Source organism: Deefgea chitinilytica (assembly GCF_016881405.1).
GTDB classification, from domain to species: domain Bacteria; phylum Pseudomonadota; class Gammaproteobacteria; order Burkholderiales; family Chitinibacteraceae; genus Deefgea; species Deefgea chitinilytica.
Genome location: NZ_WOFE01000003.1, coordinates 404071 through 420729, shown reverse-complemented (window position 1 = coordinate 420729; position 16659 = coordinate 404071). Strand labels below are relative to the sequence as shown.

Sequence of the window (16659 nt, the reverse complement as noted above, 5' to 3'; positions counted from 1 at the left end):
CGAAACCAGCGGTAGAACTGCTTGTTTCGTTTGCTGTGTCAGCAGCAGAGAGGCCGAACTATACGCACCCTACCGAGACACGTCAACACCTGCGTGCAAAGAAAACCCAATCAAGATGATAAGTTGTTGATTTAAATAGGAAGCAAATCGACGAAAAACTGAAGTAAAACGACCAAAGCAAAAGGGCGCTGCCGCGCCCTTTACTTAAAAACTTCACTTATTCCCGATTATTTGCTCGATTTTGCGCTTAAAAGCGCCAACATTTTGGCTGCTAATCCAGAGTGTTCCTTTTTAATATCCGCTGGCGGTTCATATTTCGCCGAGAGCCGCCCACTAAAACTCACATCATCAGGCGGCAACTCTTCCAAGAAACGACTTGGCCGTGTGATTTGCCATTCCCCTGCCCGTTTACGTTTACCACAATAGGTGATGGTTAACGTACGCTGGGCTCGGGTGATGCCGACATACATCAAGCGGCGCTCTTCTTCGACCATTCCCGTTTCAATCGAATTTTGATGCGGCAAGATATCCTCTTCACAGCCGATCAAAAACACATGCGGATATTCCAGACCTTTACTCGCGTGTAGCGTTGAAAGCCGCACCGCGTCAATTTCATCTTCGGAGCGTCCTTCGAGCATGATACGCAAGTCAAAGTTTTGTGTGATTTCGTCGAGATTACTACCAGCACTATCGACTTTCCGTTTGATCATCTCGCCCAAGTCGAGAATATTCTTCCATTTAGTTTCTGCGGGCTTGGGCTCTTCGGATTCATACAGCCAAGTTTCAAAGTCAATCGCACCCAATAGTTCTCGGAATAATTGATCTGCAGGTTCTGATTTGACCTTGTCTTGCATGCGCTGAATAAATTTACAGAAGGTATGCAGCACATCGTATTGTGCAGGCTGGACTTGATGAATAAACCCCTCTTCAAACACTGCTGCAAACAGAGAGATTTCACGATCTTTGGCGTAATTGCCTAATCTTTCGAGCGTGACATTACCTACACCACGCTTCGGCGTGGTTACCGCACGAATAAAAGCAGGCTCATCATCTTCGTTAGCAATCAAGTGCAGATAAGCAAGCACGTCTTTAATTTCAGCATTATCAAAAAAACTTTGTCCGCCCGACATCACGTACGGAATGTTCTCAGCTCGGAGCTGTGCTTCGATAATTCGCGACTGAAAGTTGCCGCGATACAGCACCGCATAATCGGCAAAGCTCGTGCCATTGAGTGCCATATGTTGCTTTAAACGAAACGCCACGGTTTTGGCCTCGTCTTCATCGCCCTTGGTTTCGACCACTTGCACTAAATCGCCAACACCGAGATCCGACCAGAGTTGCTTCTCGAATAATTTCGGATTGTTAGAAATCACCGCATTCGCGCAGCGCAAAATCCGCGCGACGGAGCGATAATTTTGCTCCAACTTAATCACATGCAATTTCGGGAAATCGACACGCAATAGGTTTAAGTTTTCAACGTTCGCACCGCGCCATGCATAAATACTCTGATCATCATCGCCCACAGCGGTAAATTGCCCAGTGAGTTCGGTCAGCTGTTTAACGAGTTGATACTGCGTTGTATTGGTGTCTTGGTATTCATCGATCAATAGATAACGCAAGCGATGCTGCCATTTTTGCAGCACCTCGGCATTAGCCTCAAATAAATCAACTGGCAAGCGAATCAAATCATCAAAATCAATCGCCTGATACGCAAATAAAGTATCTTGATACGCTCGATAGAGCTTAGCTAACTGTAACTCTCCCTCGGAAGCCGCCATTTTCAACGCTTGGTCAGGCGAGATCCGGTCGCTTTTTAAAGTGGAAATCTGGCTGACCGTCGAACGAATTAAAGATTTATCGGTCGTGACGAGTTGATCAGCAATAATTTTGGCGGCATCTGCTGAATCCAAAATCGAGAATTTCTGCTTATAACCTAGATGCCCCGCTTCTTCGCGCAGGATGCGCATGCCTAAACTATGAAAAGTTGAAACCGTCAGCCCTTTCAATCTGGCTGGCGGCAGCAAGGTAGCGACCCGCTCTTGCATTTCGCGCGCGGCTTTATTAGTAAACGTAATCGCGGCGATATTACGCGCATCCATTTGCGCTTCTTCGATCAAATAGGCGATTTTTTGCGTAATCACCCGCGTCTTGCCCGAGCCAGCACCCGCCAATACCAAGCAAGGGCCAGATAAATATTGCACAGCCGCGCGTTGCGGGGGATTTAACAAATGCAGCATGAAAAACTCGGTCAAAAAAGCGAAAACGGATGGTATCACGTCGCTAGCGCGCAACGCGGGTCTGCTGATGCTTGGCGGAATGGCCAACTTGGATTACAAGCATAGCTATAGTACTAAAAACATTGGTGACCCCGCATGGCCCACTCCGACCTCGTTCCTTTACGCCAACAAGACCTCGCCATTGGCGAGCCTGTTCCCTACGCGATTTTTGATGCCGAGAACCAACTCTTACTCAATGCCGGGCAAGTCATTCATACCGCCAAACAATTAGAAACCTTGGCCAAACTTGGTATGTTTCGCAACCCAGCCTGGCGCGGCGTGCGAGTCGCTGGCGCAGTTGGTGGCGCGCGCGTACATCAAGAAACCGTCAGCCCCCCAGAAGTGAGCCCACCCAAAGCCGCACCAATCAAACGCCATCTCGCGCAAATGAAGGTCACGCCCGGCACCAGCCTCCACATTCAATCCAGCATCGATCCAAGCAACCACAATGAATCCGTCAAACTGATTGGCTGGCTAGATAAAGCTGGCGTACTACTCAGCGCAGTAAATTCGCAAGGTACGATTTTGCCATTTCGCGAAGGACAATCGATCAAAGCGAAAACGATTGCCGGTAAAGATGTGATTTCATTTGAAGCCATTATTGAAAAAGTGTGCTTTACACCCTTTCCATACTTTCACCTGAGCTGGCCAGAAACTCTACAAATTCGGCAATTGCGAAACAGCCTGCGGGTGAATACCCAATTAATTGCCAGCGTCAGCGGCGATGGCATTCACAGCACACCAGCGCGAATCACCAATCTATCAGCCAGCGGCGCGATGTTAGAAAGCTCAGAGTTGCAGCTAGAAACCGAGCAAGAAATCACGATGGCGCTTAGGCTGCATGCGGCGGGGATTGATCACACGATGAGCATCAAGGCGATTGTGCGCAATCAAAAGTCAGAACCGCCAGCAACGTCGGTGCAATATGGTTTGGAATTTATTCCGTTGGCTACAACAGAGCGATTGGTACTAGAGCATTATATATTTAGTTCGATTCTAGAATAGGTATATCAATGTAGCCATTATTAATAAATGACTGCATCAAAATACCCATTAAAATCCTTTTGGTGGCAACATGATTTTGCTGCGGTAATCGCATACATCGTTGACGACGCAGCGCCAGCATTCGGGTTTGCGCGCTTTGCAGATGTAGCGACCATGCAAAATCAACCAATGATGTGCATTCAACAAAAACTCGGGCGGCGTCACTTTCACCAGTTTGTCTTCGACCGCCCGCACGTCTTTGCCCGGCGCTAACCCAGTTCGATTGCCAAGGCGGAAAATATGCGTATCGACGGCAATCGTCGGAATACCAAACGCCGTGTTCATGACCACATTCGCCGTTTTGCGCCCCACGCCGGGCAAAGCCTCAAGGCTTTCCCGATCACGTGGTACTTCACCACCATGCAGCTCAATCAACATCCGGCAGGTTTCTAGCAAATGCTTGGCCTTGCTACGATAAAGGCCAATGGTATTGATATAGGACTCAAGCCCCTCCTGCCCTAGCGCCAGAATCCCTGCCGGGGTATTAGCAACGGGAAATAAAACCTTAGTCGCTTTATTCACCCCCACATCCGTTGCCTGCGCCGACAACAACACTGCAGTGAGCAGCTCGAACGGCGTGCTGTAATTCAATTCGGTTTTAGGATTGGGCTCTAACTCGGCAAGACGAGCATAAAAGGTGTGGCGGGTTTGTTTGTTCAAAATTAAGCAGCCTGCTCTTTCAATTGAATTTGTTTCGCCGCCAATTTCGCCTTCGCCTCAGCGCGACGATCTAGCGCTTGCTTACCCGCAATCAAAAACCCCAGCCCAATAAACGCGCCCGGTGGCAGGATGGCGAGCAGAAATTGGTAGTTGTATTCGGCAGGAACCACGTGAATGATCCACGACTTAGCGCTCGCGCCAAACACCAAATCGATGCCAGATAACAAAGTACCTTTACCAACCAATTCGCGCATCGCCCCCAAAATGGCCAATACCATAGTGAGGCCCAAGCCCATCATGAAACCATCAAGCGCGGAAGCGGCCACACCATTTTTGGATGCATAGGCTTCAGCGCGCGCCAGCACGATGCAATTGGTCGTAATCAGCGGAATGAAAATCCCCAGCACCACGTATAAATCGTGCACATACGAATTCATCAGCAAATCAACCATCGTCACCAGCGCGGCGATAATCAGAATAAAAATCGGCGCGCGCAGCTCGTTCGGTACAAATTCACGAATTGCTGCAATGGCCGCGCCCGAAATCAACATCACCACGCTCGTCGCCAAACCGAGCGATACACCATTGATGATATTACTCGACATCACCAGCACAGGGCACATCCCCAAAATGGCGACGACGCCCTGATTTTGCTTCCAAATGCTGTTGTAAATAATCGACTTTGCGTCGCTCCAGCTCATCATGATGCGGCTCCAAATAGTGCGGCATGCTGAGCCGCGACGTAATCCAGCGTATTCTTAACGGCTTTCACCACGGCGCGCGGGCTGATCGTCGCGCCAGCGATATAATCAAACTGACCACCGTCTTTTTTGACTTTCCACTCATCAGCACGCGGCGCGGAAAGCGATTTACCTTCAAATTGGGCAATCCAAGCCGATTTGGCGGCATCAATATAATCACCCAGCCCCGGCGTTTCTTTATGTGCAACAACACGCACCCCGAGCACGCGACCATCAGCGGCAACACCAACCAGCAATTTAATCTTGCCCGAATAACCATCTGGCGCGATGGTTTCGACGACAACGGCGTTCGTTTTGCCGTCTTTTTGCGCGAGGAAGATTTGCGAACCGGCTTCTGCATTCAATTGCTTGAGCGCAGCGGCGTCTTGCGAAATTGCGTCTTTCAGGATGTCATTATCAAAGCTGCCTGCGGGTAGCACTTGCGCAATCAAGGCGACTTTAGCTTTACGCTCATTTTCCGCGACGATATCTTTGGTGAGCGCATACGTTCCCGCCATCAGCGCAGTAAAGATCACTGCAAACACCAACAAAGTCAGCGCGCCACGAACGCCATTTTGCACCATGGTTTTCATGCCTTCGCTCCCTTTTTCCGACTACCGCTTGGTTCGTTTTTTCGACCGAAAACCGCTGGCTGCGTGTATTGATCAATAAACGGCGTGGCAATATTCATAATCAACACCGCAAACGCCACTCCGTCGGGATAACCGCCGTACGTGCGAATCAACCAAGTCAGCAAACCGATCAATCCGCCATAAATCAAACGGCCACGTGGCGTAGTCGGGCCGCTCACGGGATCGGTAACGATAAAAAATGCGCCGAGCATCGCTGCGCCGCTGAATAAATGAAACGATGGACTGGTGTAATGCGCAGGATCGATCAAATAAAACAGACCCGACATTCCTGCTAGCACCGCCAAAAATGCGACTGGCAAATGCCATTGAATCACGCGCTGTTGCAGCAAAAAAAGGCCGCCCAACAAATACGCCACCGCAATAAGCGCCATTTGGCTTGGCAACCAGTTCGCAAAGCCCACTTGGAAAATCGCACCACTAAAAATTTCAGCCATGCTATGCGATTGCAGCAAAGCCGTTTTCACCGCATCAAGCGGCGTAGCGGATGCGAGGGTATCGAAGGCTAAGCCATTTGGAAGATTACCTGTAAAGATATACCCAAACTGCTGCCAAGCAGTCAGATCGACACCAGCGATACCCAAGGGTGCATTCCAGCGTGACATTTGCGCTGGAAACGACACGATCATCACCGCAAAACCCACCATCGCCGGATTAAACGGATTTTGCCCCAAACCACCGTAGAGATGCTTAGCCAAGGCAATCGCAATGATGGTCGCTAGCACCACCATCCACCACGCCGATAAAGGCGGCAGCGACAATGCGAGCAGCCAAGCCGTCACAATCGCCGAACCATCGGTAATAAAGGGTTTGATCGGATAGTTACGTAATTTCAGGCACGCGGCCTCAGTGGCAATGGCCGTTACAGACGCGAGTAAGAGTTGCAACAAAATCCCTGCACCAAATACCCAAACGTAGGCCGCAATACCCGGCAGCAGTGCTGCCGCCACTTTGAGCATCACAATTTGCAGTGGCGTTGGCTTCACAAGATGCGGTGATGTACGAATCATTCTTTTCCCTCTGCGGCTTGTTTCGCCGCTTTTTTGGCCGCCGCTGCCGCCATTGCAGCACGAATCTTGGCGGCTTTTTCTTCATCGATTGCTGGTTTTTCGCTGGCAGGCTCGGCTGGTGTTTCAACTGGCGCGACTGGAGCTGCTTCACCAGCCTCTTTGGCTGCTTTTTTCGCGGCCGCAGCGGCCATCGCGGCACGAATCTTAGCGGCTTTTTCATCGTCAATCGCTGGCTTTTCAACAACAGGCTCGGCGGGCGCGACAACTTCAGCAGCTTCACCTGCCGCTTTGGCTGCTTTTTTCGCTGCTGCAGCAGCCATTGCCGCTTCAATCTTGGCTTTTTTATCCAAGTCGCGCTGGGCTTTTTCTTCTGGGCTTAGCGCGTCCAGTTCTGCTTTTTCTGCAGCACGTTTTTCCATCGCCGCTTTAATCTTGGCAGCTTTCTCTGGATCAAGGGCTGGCGCGGCGATTTCAGCTGGCGCTTCACCTTTTGCGGCGGCAGCGCGCGCCATTGCAGCACGAATCTTGGCCGCTTTGTCATCCTCCGCATCAGCAGGCGTAGCGCCTGACGAGGCGGTAGGCTTAGGCGCAGACTTCGCGGCGAGTCGAGCCGCTTTTTCTTCTTTCTCACGCTCTTCACGGAATTGTTTAAATTCGTGACGTTCGCGCGCGGTATCGGCTGATTTCTTAGCGCGTTCAGCGTCCCAGATTTCAGACTTGGCAAAGCGGTAATAATCGACCAATTGAATGCTCGATGGGCAAACATAAGCGCAAGCGCCGCATTCGATGCAGTCAAATAGATTCCACTCTTGCGCCTTGCCAAAGTTTTTGGCGCGCGCAAACCAGTACAAATCCATAGGCTGCAATTCAGCAGGACAGGCCACTGCACATTCACCGCAACGAATACACGGCATTTCGCGTGGTTTTTCAGGAAAATGCGCTGCGTCCATCGCAATAACGCAGTTACCTGCCTTGGTCAGCCCCACTTTGGTCGATGGCAGCGTAAAGCCCATCATCGGTCCGCCATAGATGCAATCGGCAATTGCTTTCACACCCGCAAACTTCAGCAAATCATCGATCGGCGTGCCGATCAGCGCTTCAATATTACCTGGCCGCTCGACATTGCCAGTGAGCGTCACGATCCGCGAGATCACCGGCTCGGCTTGCTCGAGTGCAGCATAAATACTGTACACCGTCGCAACGTTAAAACATTGCACGCCCAATTCAGTCGAACGGACACCACTCGGTACTTCAATATTGGTCAGCAATTTGATCAATTGCTTAGCGCCACCCGATGGGTAGAGCGTTGGCACCACGACGACTTCAGCAGCAAAACCACAGGTTTTGAGCACTTCACGCAGTGCCGCCACAGCTTCGGGCTTATTGTCTTCAATGCCGATCAACACCTGTTTGGCGTTGAGCATTTGGCGAACAATCGAAATGCCGGCGACGATTTCCAGCGCACGTTCGCGCATCAAGCGGTCGTCACACGTGATATACGGCTCGCACTCTGCGCCATTAATCACCAAAGTTTCGAGCGCCTCACGGCCAAACAATTTCAAGTGCGACGGGAACACCGCTCCGCCCTGCCCGACGACGCCCATTTCTTGCAAATAGTCACGAACGGCTTTCGCGTCGCCCCGCGCCATTGCCGCTTGCCAATCGAATTTCTCTTTTTTAATCCACTCATCACGGCCATCGGTTTCTAGCGTAATGCACAACTCGGCCAAGCCAGACGGGTGCGCCACTTGTTGGGCGTCAATCGCGATCACTTTGCCGGAAGTGGGTGCGTGTACTGCAGCAGAAACGCTGCCATTACTGGCCGCCAATAACTGGCCTTTGAGCACCAGGTCGCCGACATTCACCACCGGCTCTGCGCTATTACCAATACTTTGCTGCAGCGGGATGACCAGTTTTTTCGGGATTGGCATGTTCACAATCGGCGTACGATTGGAAAGGTCTTTCATTTCTGGTGGATGGACACCACCGTGGAATGGGAAAATTTGCCGAGTAAATTCCATCGTCGTCATCTTAGGCCACCTGCTTCAATTGAATGACAGGGTAGCGCCATTTCCAGTTATTCACATTTTCGCCCACGGTGACCATATCGATACAATCGACCGGACACGGTGCAATACACAACTCACAACCCGTGCATTCAGATTCAATCACCGTGTGCAGATGTTTGGCTGCGCCAACAATGGCATCCACTGGGCAAGCTTGAATACACAGCGTACAGCCAATGCAAGTGTCTTCGCGAATTACCGCCACTGCACGCGGCTTCTCAGCCGCGCCTGCGCCACCGTCATCAAACGGGATAAAATCTTTACCAAGCAATTCGGCTAATTTGCGAATCCCGTCTTCGCCTCCGGGCGGGCAACGATTAATTTCAGCCTCTTCATTGGCAATCGCGGTGGCATACGGCTTACAGCCGGGATAGCTGCATTGACCACATTGGGTTTGCGGCAAAATCGCGTCGATTTTATCGACCAGCGGATCTTCGTCGACCTTGTATTTAATCGCTGCCCAGCCCAGAACAGCGCCTAACAAAACTGCCAATCCGGCCATCAGGGCCAGTGCTAATAGAAAACTCATGCTTACTCCGTGAGGAGTGATGTGTCAGAGGTAAGGAACAAGGTCAACAACACCTCACGCCTCACGCCTCACACTTCACTCTACTTAACCAATCCTGCAAAACCCATAAACGCCAAACTCATCAAGCCCGCCGTGATAAACGCCGCGGGGGTGCCTTTAAACGCCTGCGGAATATCCGCGCCTTCCATTCGCTCGCGCATCGCGGCGAACAAAATCAAAATCAACGAGAACCCAACTGCCGAGCCAAAACCAAACACCAGCGACTCAACAAAAGAGTGGTTACTGGTGGAATTAATCAACGGCACCCCCAACACGGCGCAGTTGGTGGTAATCAGCGGCAAATAAATCCCTAGTGCTTGATACAGCACTGGGCTAGCTTTGTGGATGAACATCTCGGTAAATTGCACAATCGCCGCGATGACGACGATAAACGCCAACGTGCGCAGGTACTCCAGATGCCAAGCAATCAGCACTTGGTCAATCATCCACGACGTACCCGACGCCAGCGTTAGCACGAATGCCGTGGCCAAGCCCATACCAATCGAGGCTTCGAGTTTTTTCGACACGCCCATAAACGGGCAAAGCCCCAAAATCCGCACCAGCACAACGTTATTAACCAACACCGCGCCGACGAGTAATAAAAGGTAATGATTCAAATCCATGGTGTTTCCCTGTCTTGAGACATGCTATCTATACGACGTATTTGATTACAGCCATTGATAATCAATAGCTACAATCAAATACACCTTAAATTCGTTTTTATTTTCTAGTTATTTTGTGTACTACTTTTTTGTGCAACTTACTTCTAACCTAAGTCGCGCTAATGCCGCGCGGCACTTACTTTTCTTGCTTCGCCAAGAAAAGTAAGCAAAAGAAGGCGACCCTGCATCTGCGCCGACTTCGTCGGCTTGACGCCAAGGGTTTTACCCAGCTCAGCGTCTCGCGAAACTTCAACTATGTATTGCCATCCAAGCATCATTCATCAAGGAATTGGCAGTGATACATTAAAAAATATCAAACGCAAAGAACGATTAATTCTAATTTCAGAACTTCATCACCAAGCATGCACTGCATAGATGAATATCTTTCAAACATCATCAATCGTTACAATCATTGGCAAATGATCGCTATAACTTAACCAAAAACTAGACTCGGTAGCTTCCAAACTACAACTATTCAGCAGGTCTTGGGATGCAAAAACATAATCGATATGAAAAGGTTTCGCTAGATTGCGATGCAAGTAGAAGGTGGGTTGAGTCTCTTTACCTTGAGCCTCTTTACGAATAGTGTGATAAACACTTTGCAGACCCAAAACTGATAATTCATCGACCACATCGCTGTGATTCCAAAGCCGATCCCACTCATCCCAGATTGTATTGCTATTCAAATCAGCACAAATCAACGTATTCAACTGGCTTAATTTGGCTTTATGCATCTGCAAATAAAGCCAAAACTGCCCAATATATTGAAAGTTTGGTGATTTAGCCTGTTTTGTCCAAGCCCCCAATACGGTATGCGTACCATTCATCAAACATGGCAAAAAACATTCTAGCTGCTCACTCACCCACGTTATCTTTCGCCCAGCATCCAATAATTGCAATGTGTATTCGCCCCTCCAATCCAACGCTTCTACGCGATTACCTTTGCGGGCAAAAATGCCAATCCCTTTATTCTTATCTTTGCCATGCCACACATAATTTCCAGCCCAGTCTAAATATGCTTGGGTAGCACGGGCTGGATCTTCACATTCCTGAATAACCAGTAGATCAGCATCAAGCAGATCCAAGACCGCTGTCTTATTTCTCAAACCACCATTGCAGTTCCAATTAACAACTTTCATGAAAAATCTATCTAATTCCAAGTGGTTAATTGAGTAGCCTAGTTGGGCTAAGCCTATGCAACCCAACATTTACCGAGTCAACATACCGAATCCGATGTATTCAACTACAAGCCTTTAACAACAATCCTCAGAAGATAATACATCTATAAAATTCAAAGCCTCGTTGAGCTGCGCAAAATCCCTTGTATCGCGCCGAGCGAGGAACAAGCAGCAAGGGGGTTTCGGCGGGTTCTGTTTTGTTAAAACCCGCCGCCTTGCCGATTGTCCACAGCGAGGGAATCGGCGCAGCCGACGCAGATACTGGGGTCGCCTTCTTTTGCTTACTTTTCTTGGCGAAGCAAGAAAAGTGAGTGCCGCGGGTCACACCCGCCTGCGATGTTGCGGCGTTCACACGCTTATTTAGTACCCCAGCGCCACTGAGGTGGCTCACCCTTCCACCAACACATCACAAAATAAACCAATGTCTGCAATGCAAACACAAACCAAAACAATGCGGGCTCACGATCTGGTAATTTAAACATTGCGGCCAAAATAACTGGGATGACGTATGCAGCTAAAACACACCAACCCTGCCAGCACAGGGGCATACACCACCCAAAACCATATTTTTTTGCAGGAAACCAGTATTGTTTTGCAGACATATCCGAATCTCCACTGAATATCAGCCCGACCATCACATCAACAATCGGTGTCGCCGGCACTACTTCAACTTAAACGGCACACCACTTGGCGCGGGCTGCTCAACAACCGCCACCTCACAGCCAAACAACACTTCCCCACCTTGCTCATGCACCCAATGCTGACCAATGACTTGATCAAACTCGGCGAACTTGGTTTTTTTACGTTTGATCAGCCGCTTCACCATCAACTGCACTGGCTTGGGCGCGGCGGCGATGGTCGCCAATACGGCGGTTTCATGCGTATCGCCGCCGTCTAAACCATCTATCACCACCGCATTCCACACCGTCAACACAGTGCGCATGACGCCGGCGAATTGCTCTTTCGAGCAAGGCTTGGGCAATCCCACCAGCACAGGCTGGGCAAAGGTGAGTACAGTTTGCGTGATGGCTTCGTCTTGGGCTTTCAACGGTGGTGCCTTATTCAATTGGCAAAATTAACGATGTTGCTGATGTTTAGCAATCGCTTCGGCGCAATCGGCAATCAATTGCGGGCCTTCGTAAATCAGACCGCTATACACTTGCACCAAGGCAGCACCAGCGCGGATTTTCTCCGCTGCGTCGTCCCCAGACACAATCCCGCCCACGCCAATAATTGGCAGCGCGCCATCAAGCACTTGCGCGAGTTCACGAATCACCGAGGTTGATTTCGCCCGGACCGGTTCACCCGACAAACCACCCGCCTCTTGGCCGTGCGGCAAATGCTCAACACCGGTGCGCGACAACGTCGTATTGGTCGCAATGACACCGTCGATTTTATGCGCCATCAACAGTTGACCAATTTCCTGAATTTGGTTGTTATCCAAATCTGGCGCAATTTTGACCGCAATCGGCACGTAGCGGCCATGTTCGTCGGCCAATTTAGTTTGTTCCAGTTTCAAGGCAGACAACAGCGCGCCAAATTCATCGGCTTGCTGCAATTGACGTAGATTTTTAGTATTCGGGCTAGAAATATTGACGGTCACATAGCTCGCCTGCGCGTAGACTTTTCGCAAGCCAATCAAATAATCATCAACCGCTTTTTCTATCGGGGTATCGGCGTTTTTGCCAATATTAATACCGAGTACGCCCTTATACTGGCTTGCTGCCACATTCGTGAGCAGATTATCAACGCCGCCATTATTAAAACCCATCCGGTTAATAATCGCGCGCGCTTCGGGCAAACGGAATAAACGTGGTTTCGGATTGCCCGGCTGCGGGCGTGGTGTCACCGTGCCGATTTCCAAAAAGCCAAAGCCCAATTCGGCCAAGCTATCGATATAGTCGCCATTTTTGTCCAATCCAGCGGCCAACCCCACTGGATTGGGAAACTCAATCCCCATCACCGTGACTGGATTGTCTTGCACTGTTGGCGTGAGCGTACGCAAAAAGCCCATGCTTTGCAGTAAGCCCAGCCCCTTAAATGCCGCATGATGCGCACGCTCGGCTTCCATCATGAATAACAGGGGTTTTGCGAGTTGGTAAGCCATTCTTTGTAAACCTTGTGAGGAGTGAGGAGATAGGGGTGAGGCGCCAAGGCGGAGCAGCAAGACACCTCACTCCTCACGCCTTACACTTCACTCAACCGAGGCGATTCACGCAAGCATCAAACGTATTTTGCATCAGCGTTGCCACCGTCATCAGACCAACACCGCCCGGCACAGGGGTAATCCAGCTAGCGCGCTCTTTCGCTACGTCAAACTCAACGTCACCGCACAATTTACCGTTTTCAAGACGATTGATACCCACGTCGATCACAATCGCGCCTTCCTTAATCCATTCGCCTTTCACAAAATTCGGGATACCCACGCCAGCGACCACCACATCTGCGCCACGCACTTTCTCGGCCAAATCTTTGGTTTTGCTGTGGCATACGGTCACCGTGGCACGCGCAAGTAACAACTCTAGCGCTTGTGGGCGACCGACGATGTTAGACGCGCCCACCACCACGGCATCTTTACCGACCAAATCAATGCCAGTCTTTTCCAGCAAAGTCATCACGCCGCGCGGTGTGCATGGGCGCAGCAAAGGCATTTTCAAAACCAAACGACCGATATTGTAGGGATGGAAACCGTCGACATCTTTGATTGGATCGATCAATTCGATGACTTTGTCGGCATCAATATGCTTCGGTAGCGGCAATTGCACCAAAATGCCATCCACGTCATCACGGGTATTGAGCTCAGCGACCAATTTCAACACATCAGCTTCCGACGTATCAGCTGGCAAATCATAAGCAAACGACGTAATACCCGCGTTTTCACACTGGCGTTTTTTATTACCCACGTACACTTGTGACGCCGGATCGCTCCCCACTAAAATCACCGCCAAGGCAGGCGCACGCTTGCCGCTGGCGACGCGCGCGTCGACTTTTGCGCGAACTTCGCTAACGATTTCTTGAGAAATGGCTTTACCATCGAGGATCTGGGCGGTCATGGGCTTACTCCGGCATATTCAATGAGGAGCGCATTTTCTCATCATTTGAACTTTTTTTCTCATCATTTCAACATTTTCAAAAAAAAGTTCGTACAGGGTGTTGACGCTAAAGGCTGAGCAACGTATAGTTCGGCCTCTGTTCGGGGCGTAGCGCAGCCCGGTAGCGCACCTGGTTTGGGACCAGGTGGTCGTGAGTTCGAATCCCACCGCCCCGACCAGAAACACACAGCAGTAAAACGGAGCTCCCGTAGCTCAACCGGATAGAGCAACGACCTTCTAAGTCGTAGGTTACAGGTTCGATTCCTGTCGGGTGCGCCAAGCATACCGAAAAATCAAAGAATACAAAGTTTTGTGGTGGCTGTAGCTCAGTTGGTAGAGTCCAGGATTGTGATTCCTGTTGTCGTGGGTTCGAGTCCCATCAGCCACCCCACAATAAGCACTAGCCCAGTCTTCTGACTGGGCTAGTGCTTTTCTGCTTCCGTGTAACCCATTTGTAACCGTGACAATAAAGCTTAGTGCCTTCGGCACACTGTTTTACAGTCGCAATCCGCGACAAGGACTTACTTTCTTGAACGGCCAAGAAAAGTAAGCAAAAGAAGGCCGCCCGGGCGCACATCGGTCCCCGATGCCCTCGATCAGTCGTGAGCCAAACGATACTGCCGTTTGTCTCTCTCCCTCACTCAGTGTGCTTAAACGGGAATTTAAAACCCAAGCTCAACGAGCGCGGCACAGAATAATCTCAACTCACACCAAATCAACACAACTGGAATAGCATTTTCAATAACTCCAGGTACAATGCCTTACATTTTTTGAAATAGCACTGGCCATATTCAAGCTCGGCTTGACATCAACCAATCAACTTTCGAAAACATCACAAATGTGTGTTTAATGGCAAGCCAGCCTAAAAACCTTAAGTTATGCGAAAACCGTCATGCTGCGCGAAAAGCTAAATAAAGTACTAAACGAACTCGTTACCGAAAAACAAAAACCTTTTTCAAGCAATCAGCTCGCTGAATTTATTAGAAAAGATCTACAGGCCACGGTTGCTCTTATCGCCAACAAAACCAATAGCACGTTACAAATCAAAGCAAGTGCTGGAGCAGGCAACTGGGCAGATGTTCCATGGGTCTCTATTCTCAACCCCATCATTACAAAATCAACACAAGATGGCATCTATCCGGTTTATCTTTTTTGCGCAGATGGCAGCGGCGTTTTTTTATCCCTCAATCAAGGCACCACGGCACCGACTCAGAGACTTGGGCGCAAAGCAGCAGAGCAATATGCCGCAAACGTAATCCAAACTACGCTACAAAAATTAAAAATACTTCCAACCTGGCTTCAAGGTGAAATCAACCTGAAAACCCGCACAGGTTTAGGGCTTTCTTATCAATCTCCTAATATTGCAGCGCGTTTTTACCCTAAAGATCAGCTACCTTCTAACGAACAGCTAATCGAAGATTTAAACGAAATACTATCGGCCTACGAATTAATTGCAAACGAGTGGTCATCGGGAGGCTACCAAAGCCAAGATCTCCTCGATCCTATAGAAATTGACACTGCTAAAGTGAACGCAGCCATACCACTCCCCAAACCCTTCCTCCTCTTGGCCGGCATTTCTGGTACAGGTAAAACCCGTTTTGTCCGTCAGCAAGCAGAACGCTCTGCCATGGAAGGAATCAGAAATTTCGAGCTGATTCCGATTCGTCCCGATTGGCACGAACCTTCTGATTTATTGGGCTATGTGTCGCGCATTAGTGGTACGCAATTTATTACCACGCCATTTTTGCAATTTATGGCGGCGGCGTGGCGTGATGCGGTGGTGCTTGGAGCGGGCTACAGTCTGAAAAATCCAAACGAGATGACGCCCTTCTGGGCTTGCTTAGACGAAATGAATCTAGCCCCCGTCGAGCAATATTTTGCCGATTATCTGTCGGTGCTGGAGACGCGGGAATGGCGCGACGGCAATTACAGCAGTGCATCGATTTTTGCGCCGGGCAAGTTATTCAAAGCGACGGATACCACCGTATTGGCTCAGCTACGAATTGATTTGGGGTTTAGCGACGCAGACTGGGATGGTTTATGGAGTTATTTCCTTGACCAAGGCATGCCGCTGCCACCGAATCTGATTGTGGCCGGTACGGTGAATATGGACGAAACCACGCACGGCTTTTCGCGCAAAGTCATCGACCGCGCTTTTACTATCGATTTTGGCGAGTTTTTCCCCAACGTCTACGATCTTTTCTTTGAACCCAAGCTAGAGCCAGTCACGCTGGGCTTTCCGCTAGATTCACAGATTACCAATGCCGATGAGCTGGCTGATGTAGCGGCCGACCCAAAAGGCCAGCGTAGCATCGAGTTTCTGCAAGCGGTGAACGAATTACTAAAGGGCACGCCTTTCGAGCTGGCATTCCGCGCGCTGAATGAGCTGCTAGTGATGCTGAAATGCTTTTCGCCGCAAACGCCCGAACAGCTTTATGCGGTGTGGGATGATTTTCTGATGGCCAAATTGCTGCCACGGCTGGAAGGCGATGAGGATAAATTGCAGGCCAATGGCGACGATAGCCTGCTAATCAAACTAAAAACAGCGCTCACCACCCGGTTTCTCACCGCAGCATCACGCCCGGATCTATTCAATATCCAGATCAGTGACAAGGCTGCCCCAGCGATTGCGTTCCGCTCGCTAAAAAAGCTGGAATGGATGCAGGATCGGCTGCAGCGCGACCGCTTCACCAGTTTCTGGCCCTGATCACAG

14 protein-coding genes and 3 tRNA genes are annotated in these 16659 nt (G+C 50.0%); 5 read left to right on the top strand and 12 right to left on the bottom strand.

Annotated features, from left to right (window positions below):
• Positions 1 to 227 precede the first annotated feature (227 nt).
• Positions 228 to 2237, bottom strand: a complete 2010-nt coding sequence (locus GM173_RS10020) for a UvrD-helicase domain-containing protein (RefSeq protein ID WP_203571214.1) — start codon at positions 2235 to 2237, stop codon at positions 228 to 230.
• A 135-nt stretch (positions 2238 to 2372) separates the two neighbouring features.
• On the opposite strand from GM173_RS10020, the gene GM173_RS10015 reads away from it, so the two are divergent.
• Entirely contained in the window at positions 2373 to 3281 is a 909-nt protein-coding gene (locus GM173_RS10015; protein ID WP_203571213.1) for a flagellar brake protein, read from the top strand.
• A gap of 48 nt (positions 3282 to 3329) precedes the next feature.
• Here the strand turns inward: GM173_RS10015 and nth are convergent, their stop codons facing one another.
• From nth to folD, 11 genes are all read right to left on the bottom strand, one after another.
• Positions 3330 to 3980 carry an endonuclease III gene (gene nth, locus GM173_RS10010; RefSeq protein WP_203571212.1) on the bottom strand — a complete coding sequence of 217 codons (651 nt, stop codon included), beginning with the start codon at positions 3978 to 3980 and terminating at the stop codon, positions 3330 to 3332.
• Positions 3981 to 3982: 2 nt separating this feature from the next.
• Positions 3983 to 4684 (bottom strand): electron transport complex subunit E, encoded by a 702-nt coding sequence (locus GM173_RS10005; RefSeq protein ID WP_239078460.1) that lies wholly within the window; start codon positions 4682 to 4684, stop codon positions 3983 to 3985.
• Positions 4681 to 5313: an electron transport complex subunit RsxG gene (gene rsxG / locus GM173_RS10000; protein ID WP_203571211.1), complete on the bottom strand. Its 633-nt coding sequence runs from the start codon at positions 5311 to 5313 to the stop codon at positions 4681 to 4683. Before rsxG ends, GM173_RS10005 begins: the two co-directional genes overlap by 4 nt.
• A complete protein-coding gene (locus GM173_RS09995; protein ID WP_239078459.1) occupies positions 5310 to 6380 on the bottom strand; it encodes an RnfABCDGE type electron transport complex subunit D in 1071 nt (356 codons plus the stop codon). The genes rsxG and GM173_RS09995 overlap by 4 nt, the downstream gene beginning before the upstream one ends.
• Positions 6377 to 8410, bottom strand: coding sequence for an electron transport complex subunit RsxC (gene rsxC, locus GM173_RS09990; RefSeq protein WP_239078458.1), 2034 nt, complete (start codon positions 8408 to 8410; stop codon positions 6377 to 6379). The genes GM173_RS09995 and rsxC overlap by 4 nt, the downstream gene beginning before the upstream one ends.
• 1 nt (position 8411) lies before the next feature.
• Positions 8412 to 8975 (bottom strand): electron transport complex subunit RsxB, encoded by a 564-nt coding sequence (rsxB, locus tag GM173_RS09985; RefSeq protein WP_203571210.1) that lies wholly within the window; start codon positions 8973 to 8975, stop codon positions 8412 to 8414.
• An 80-nt stretch (positions 8976 to 9055) separates the two neighbouring features.
• Positions 9056 to 9637 carry an electron transport complex subunit RsxA gene (gene rsxA / locus GM173_RS09980; protein WP_203571209.1) on the bottom strand — a complete coding sequence of 194 codons (582 nt, stop codon included), beginning with the start codon at positions 9635 to 9637 and terminating at the stop codon, positions 9056 to 9058.
• 425 nt (positions 9638 to 10062) lie between these two features.
• Positions 10063 to 10815 carry an endonuclease/exonuclease/phosphatase family protein gene (locus GM173_RS09975; protein WP_203571208.1) on the bottom strand — a complete coding sequence of 251 codons (753 nt, stop codon included), beginning with the start codon at positions 10813 to 10815 and terminating at the stop codon, positions 10063 to 10065.
• A gap of 700 nt (positions 10816 to 11515) precedes the next feature.
• Positions 11516 to 11902, bottom strand: a complete 387-nt coding sequence (locus GM173_RS09970) for a hypothetical protein (RefSeq protein WP_203571207.1) — start codon at positions 11900 to 11902, stop codon at positions 11516 to 11518.
• A 27-nt stretch (positions 11903 to 11929) separates the two neighbouring features.
• Entirely contained in the window at positions 11930 to 12961 is a 1032-nt protein-coding gene (locus tag GM173_RS09965) for a quinone-dependent dihydroorotate dehydrogenase (RefSeq protein ID WP_203571206.1), read from the bottom strand.
• Positions 12962 to 13052: 91 nt separating this feature from the next.
• Positions 13053 to 13907, bottom strand: coding sequence for a bifunctional methylenetetrahydrofolate dehydrogenase/methenyltetrahydrofolate cyclohydrolase FolD (gene folD / locus GM173_RS09960; RefSeq protein ID WP_203571205.1), 855 nt, complete (start codon positions 13905 to 13907; stop codon positions 13053 to 13055).
• A gap of 141 nt (positions 13908 to 14048) precedes the next feature.
• Between folD and GM173_RS09955 the strand changes: the two genes are divergently transcribed.
• The 4 genes from GM173_RS09955 to GM173_RS09940 all read left to right on the top strand — a co-directional run bounded on the left by GM173_RS09955 (position 14049) and on the right by GM173_RS09940 (position 16653).
• Positions 14049 to 14125 (top strand) — tRNA-Pro (locus GM173_RS09955).
• A 23-nt stretch (positions 14126 to 14148) separates the two neighbouring features.
• Positions 14149 to 14225 (top strand) — tRNA-Arg (locus GM173_RS09950).
• 36 nt (positions 14226 to 14261) lie between these two features.
• A tRNA-His gene (locus GM173_RS09945) sits at positions 14262 to 14337 on the top strand.
• Between the two features lie 501 nt (positions 14338 to 14838).
• Complete coding sequence (locus tag GM173_RS09940) at positions 14839 to 16653, top strand: MrcB family domain-containing protein (RefSeq protein WP_203571204.1); 1815 nt, start codon at positions 14839 to 14841, stop codon at positions 16651 to 16653.
• Positions 16654 to 16659 lie beyond the last annotated feature (6 nt).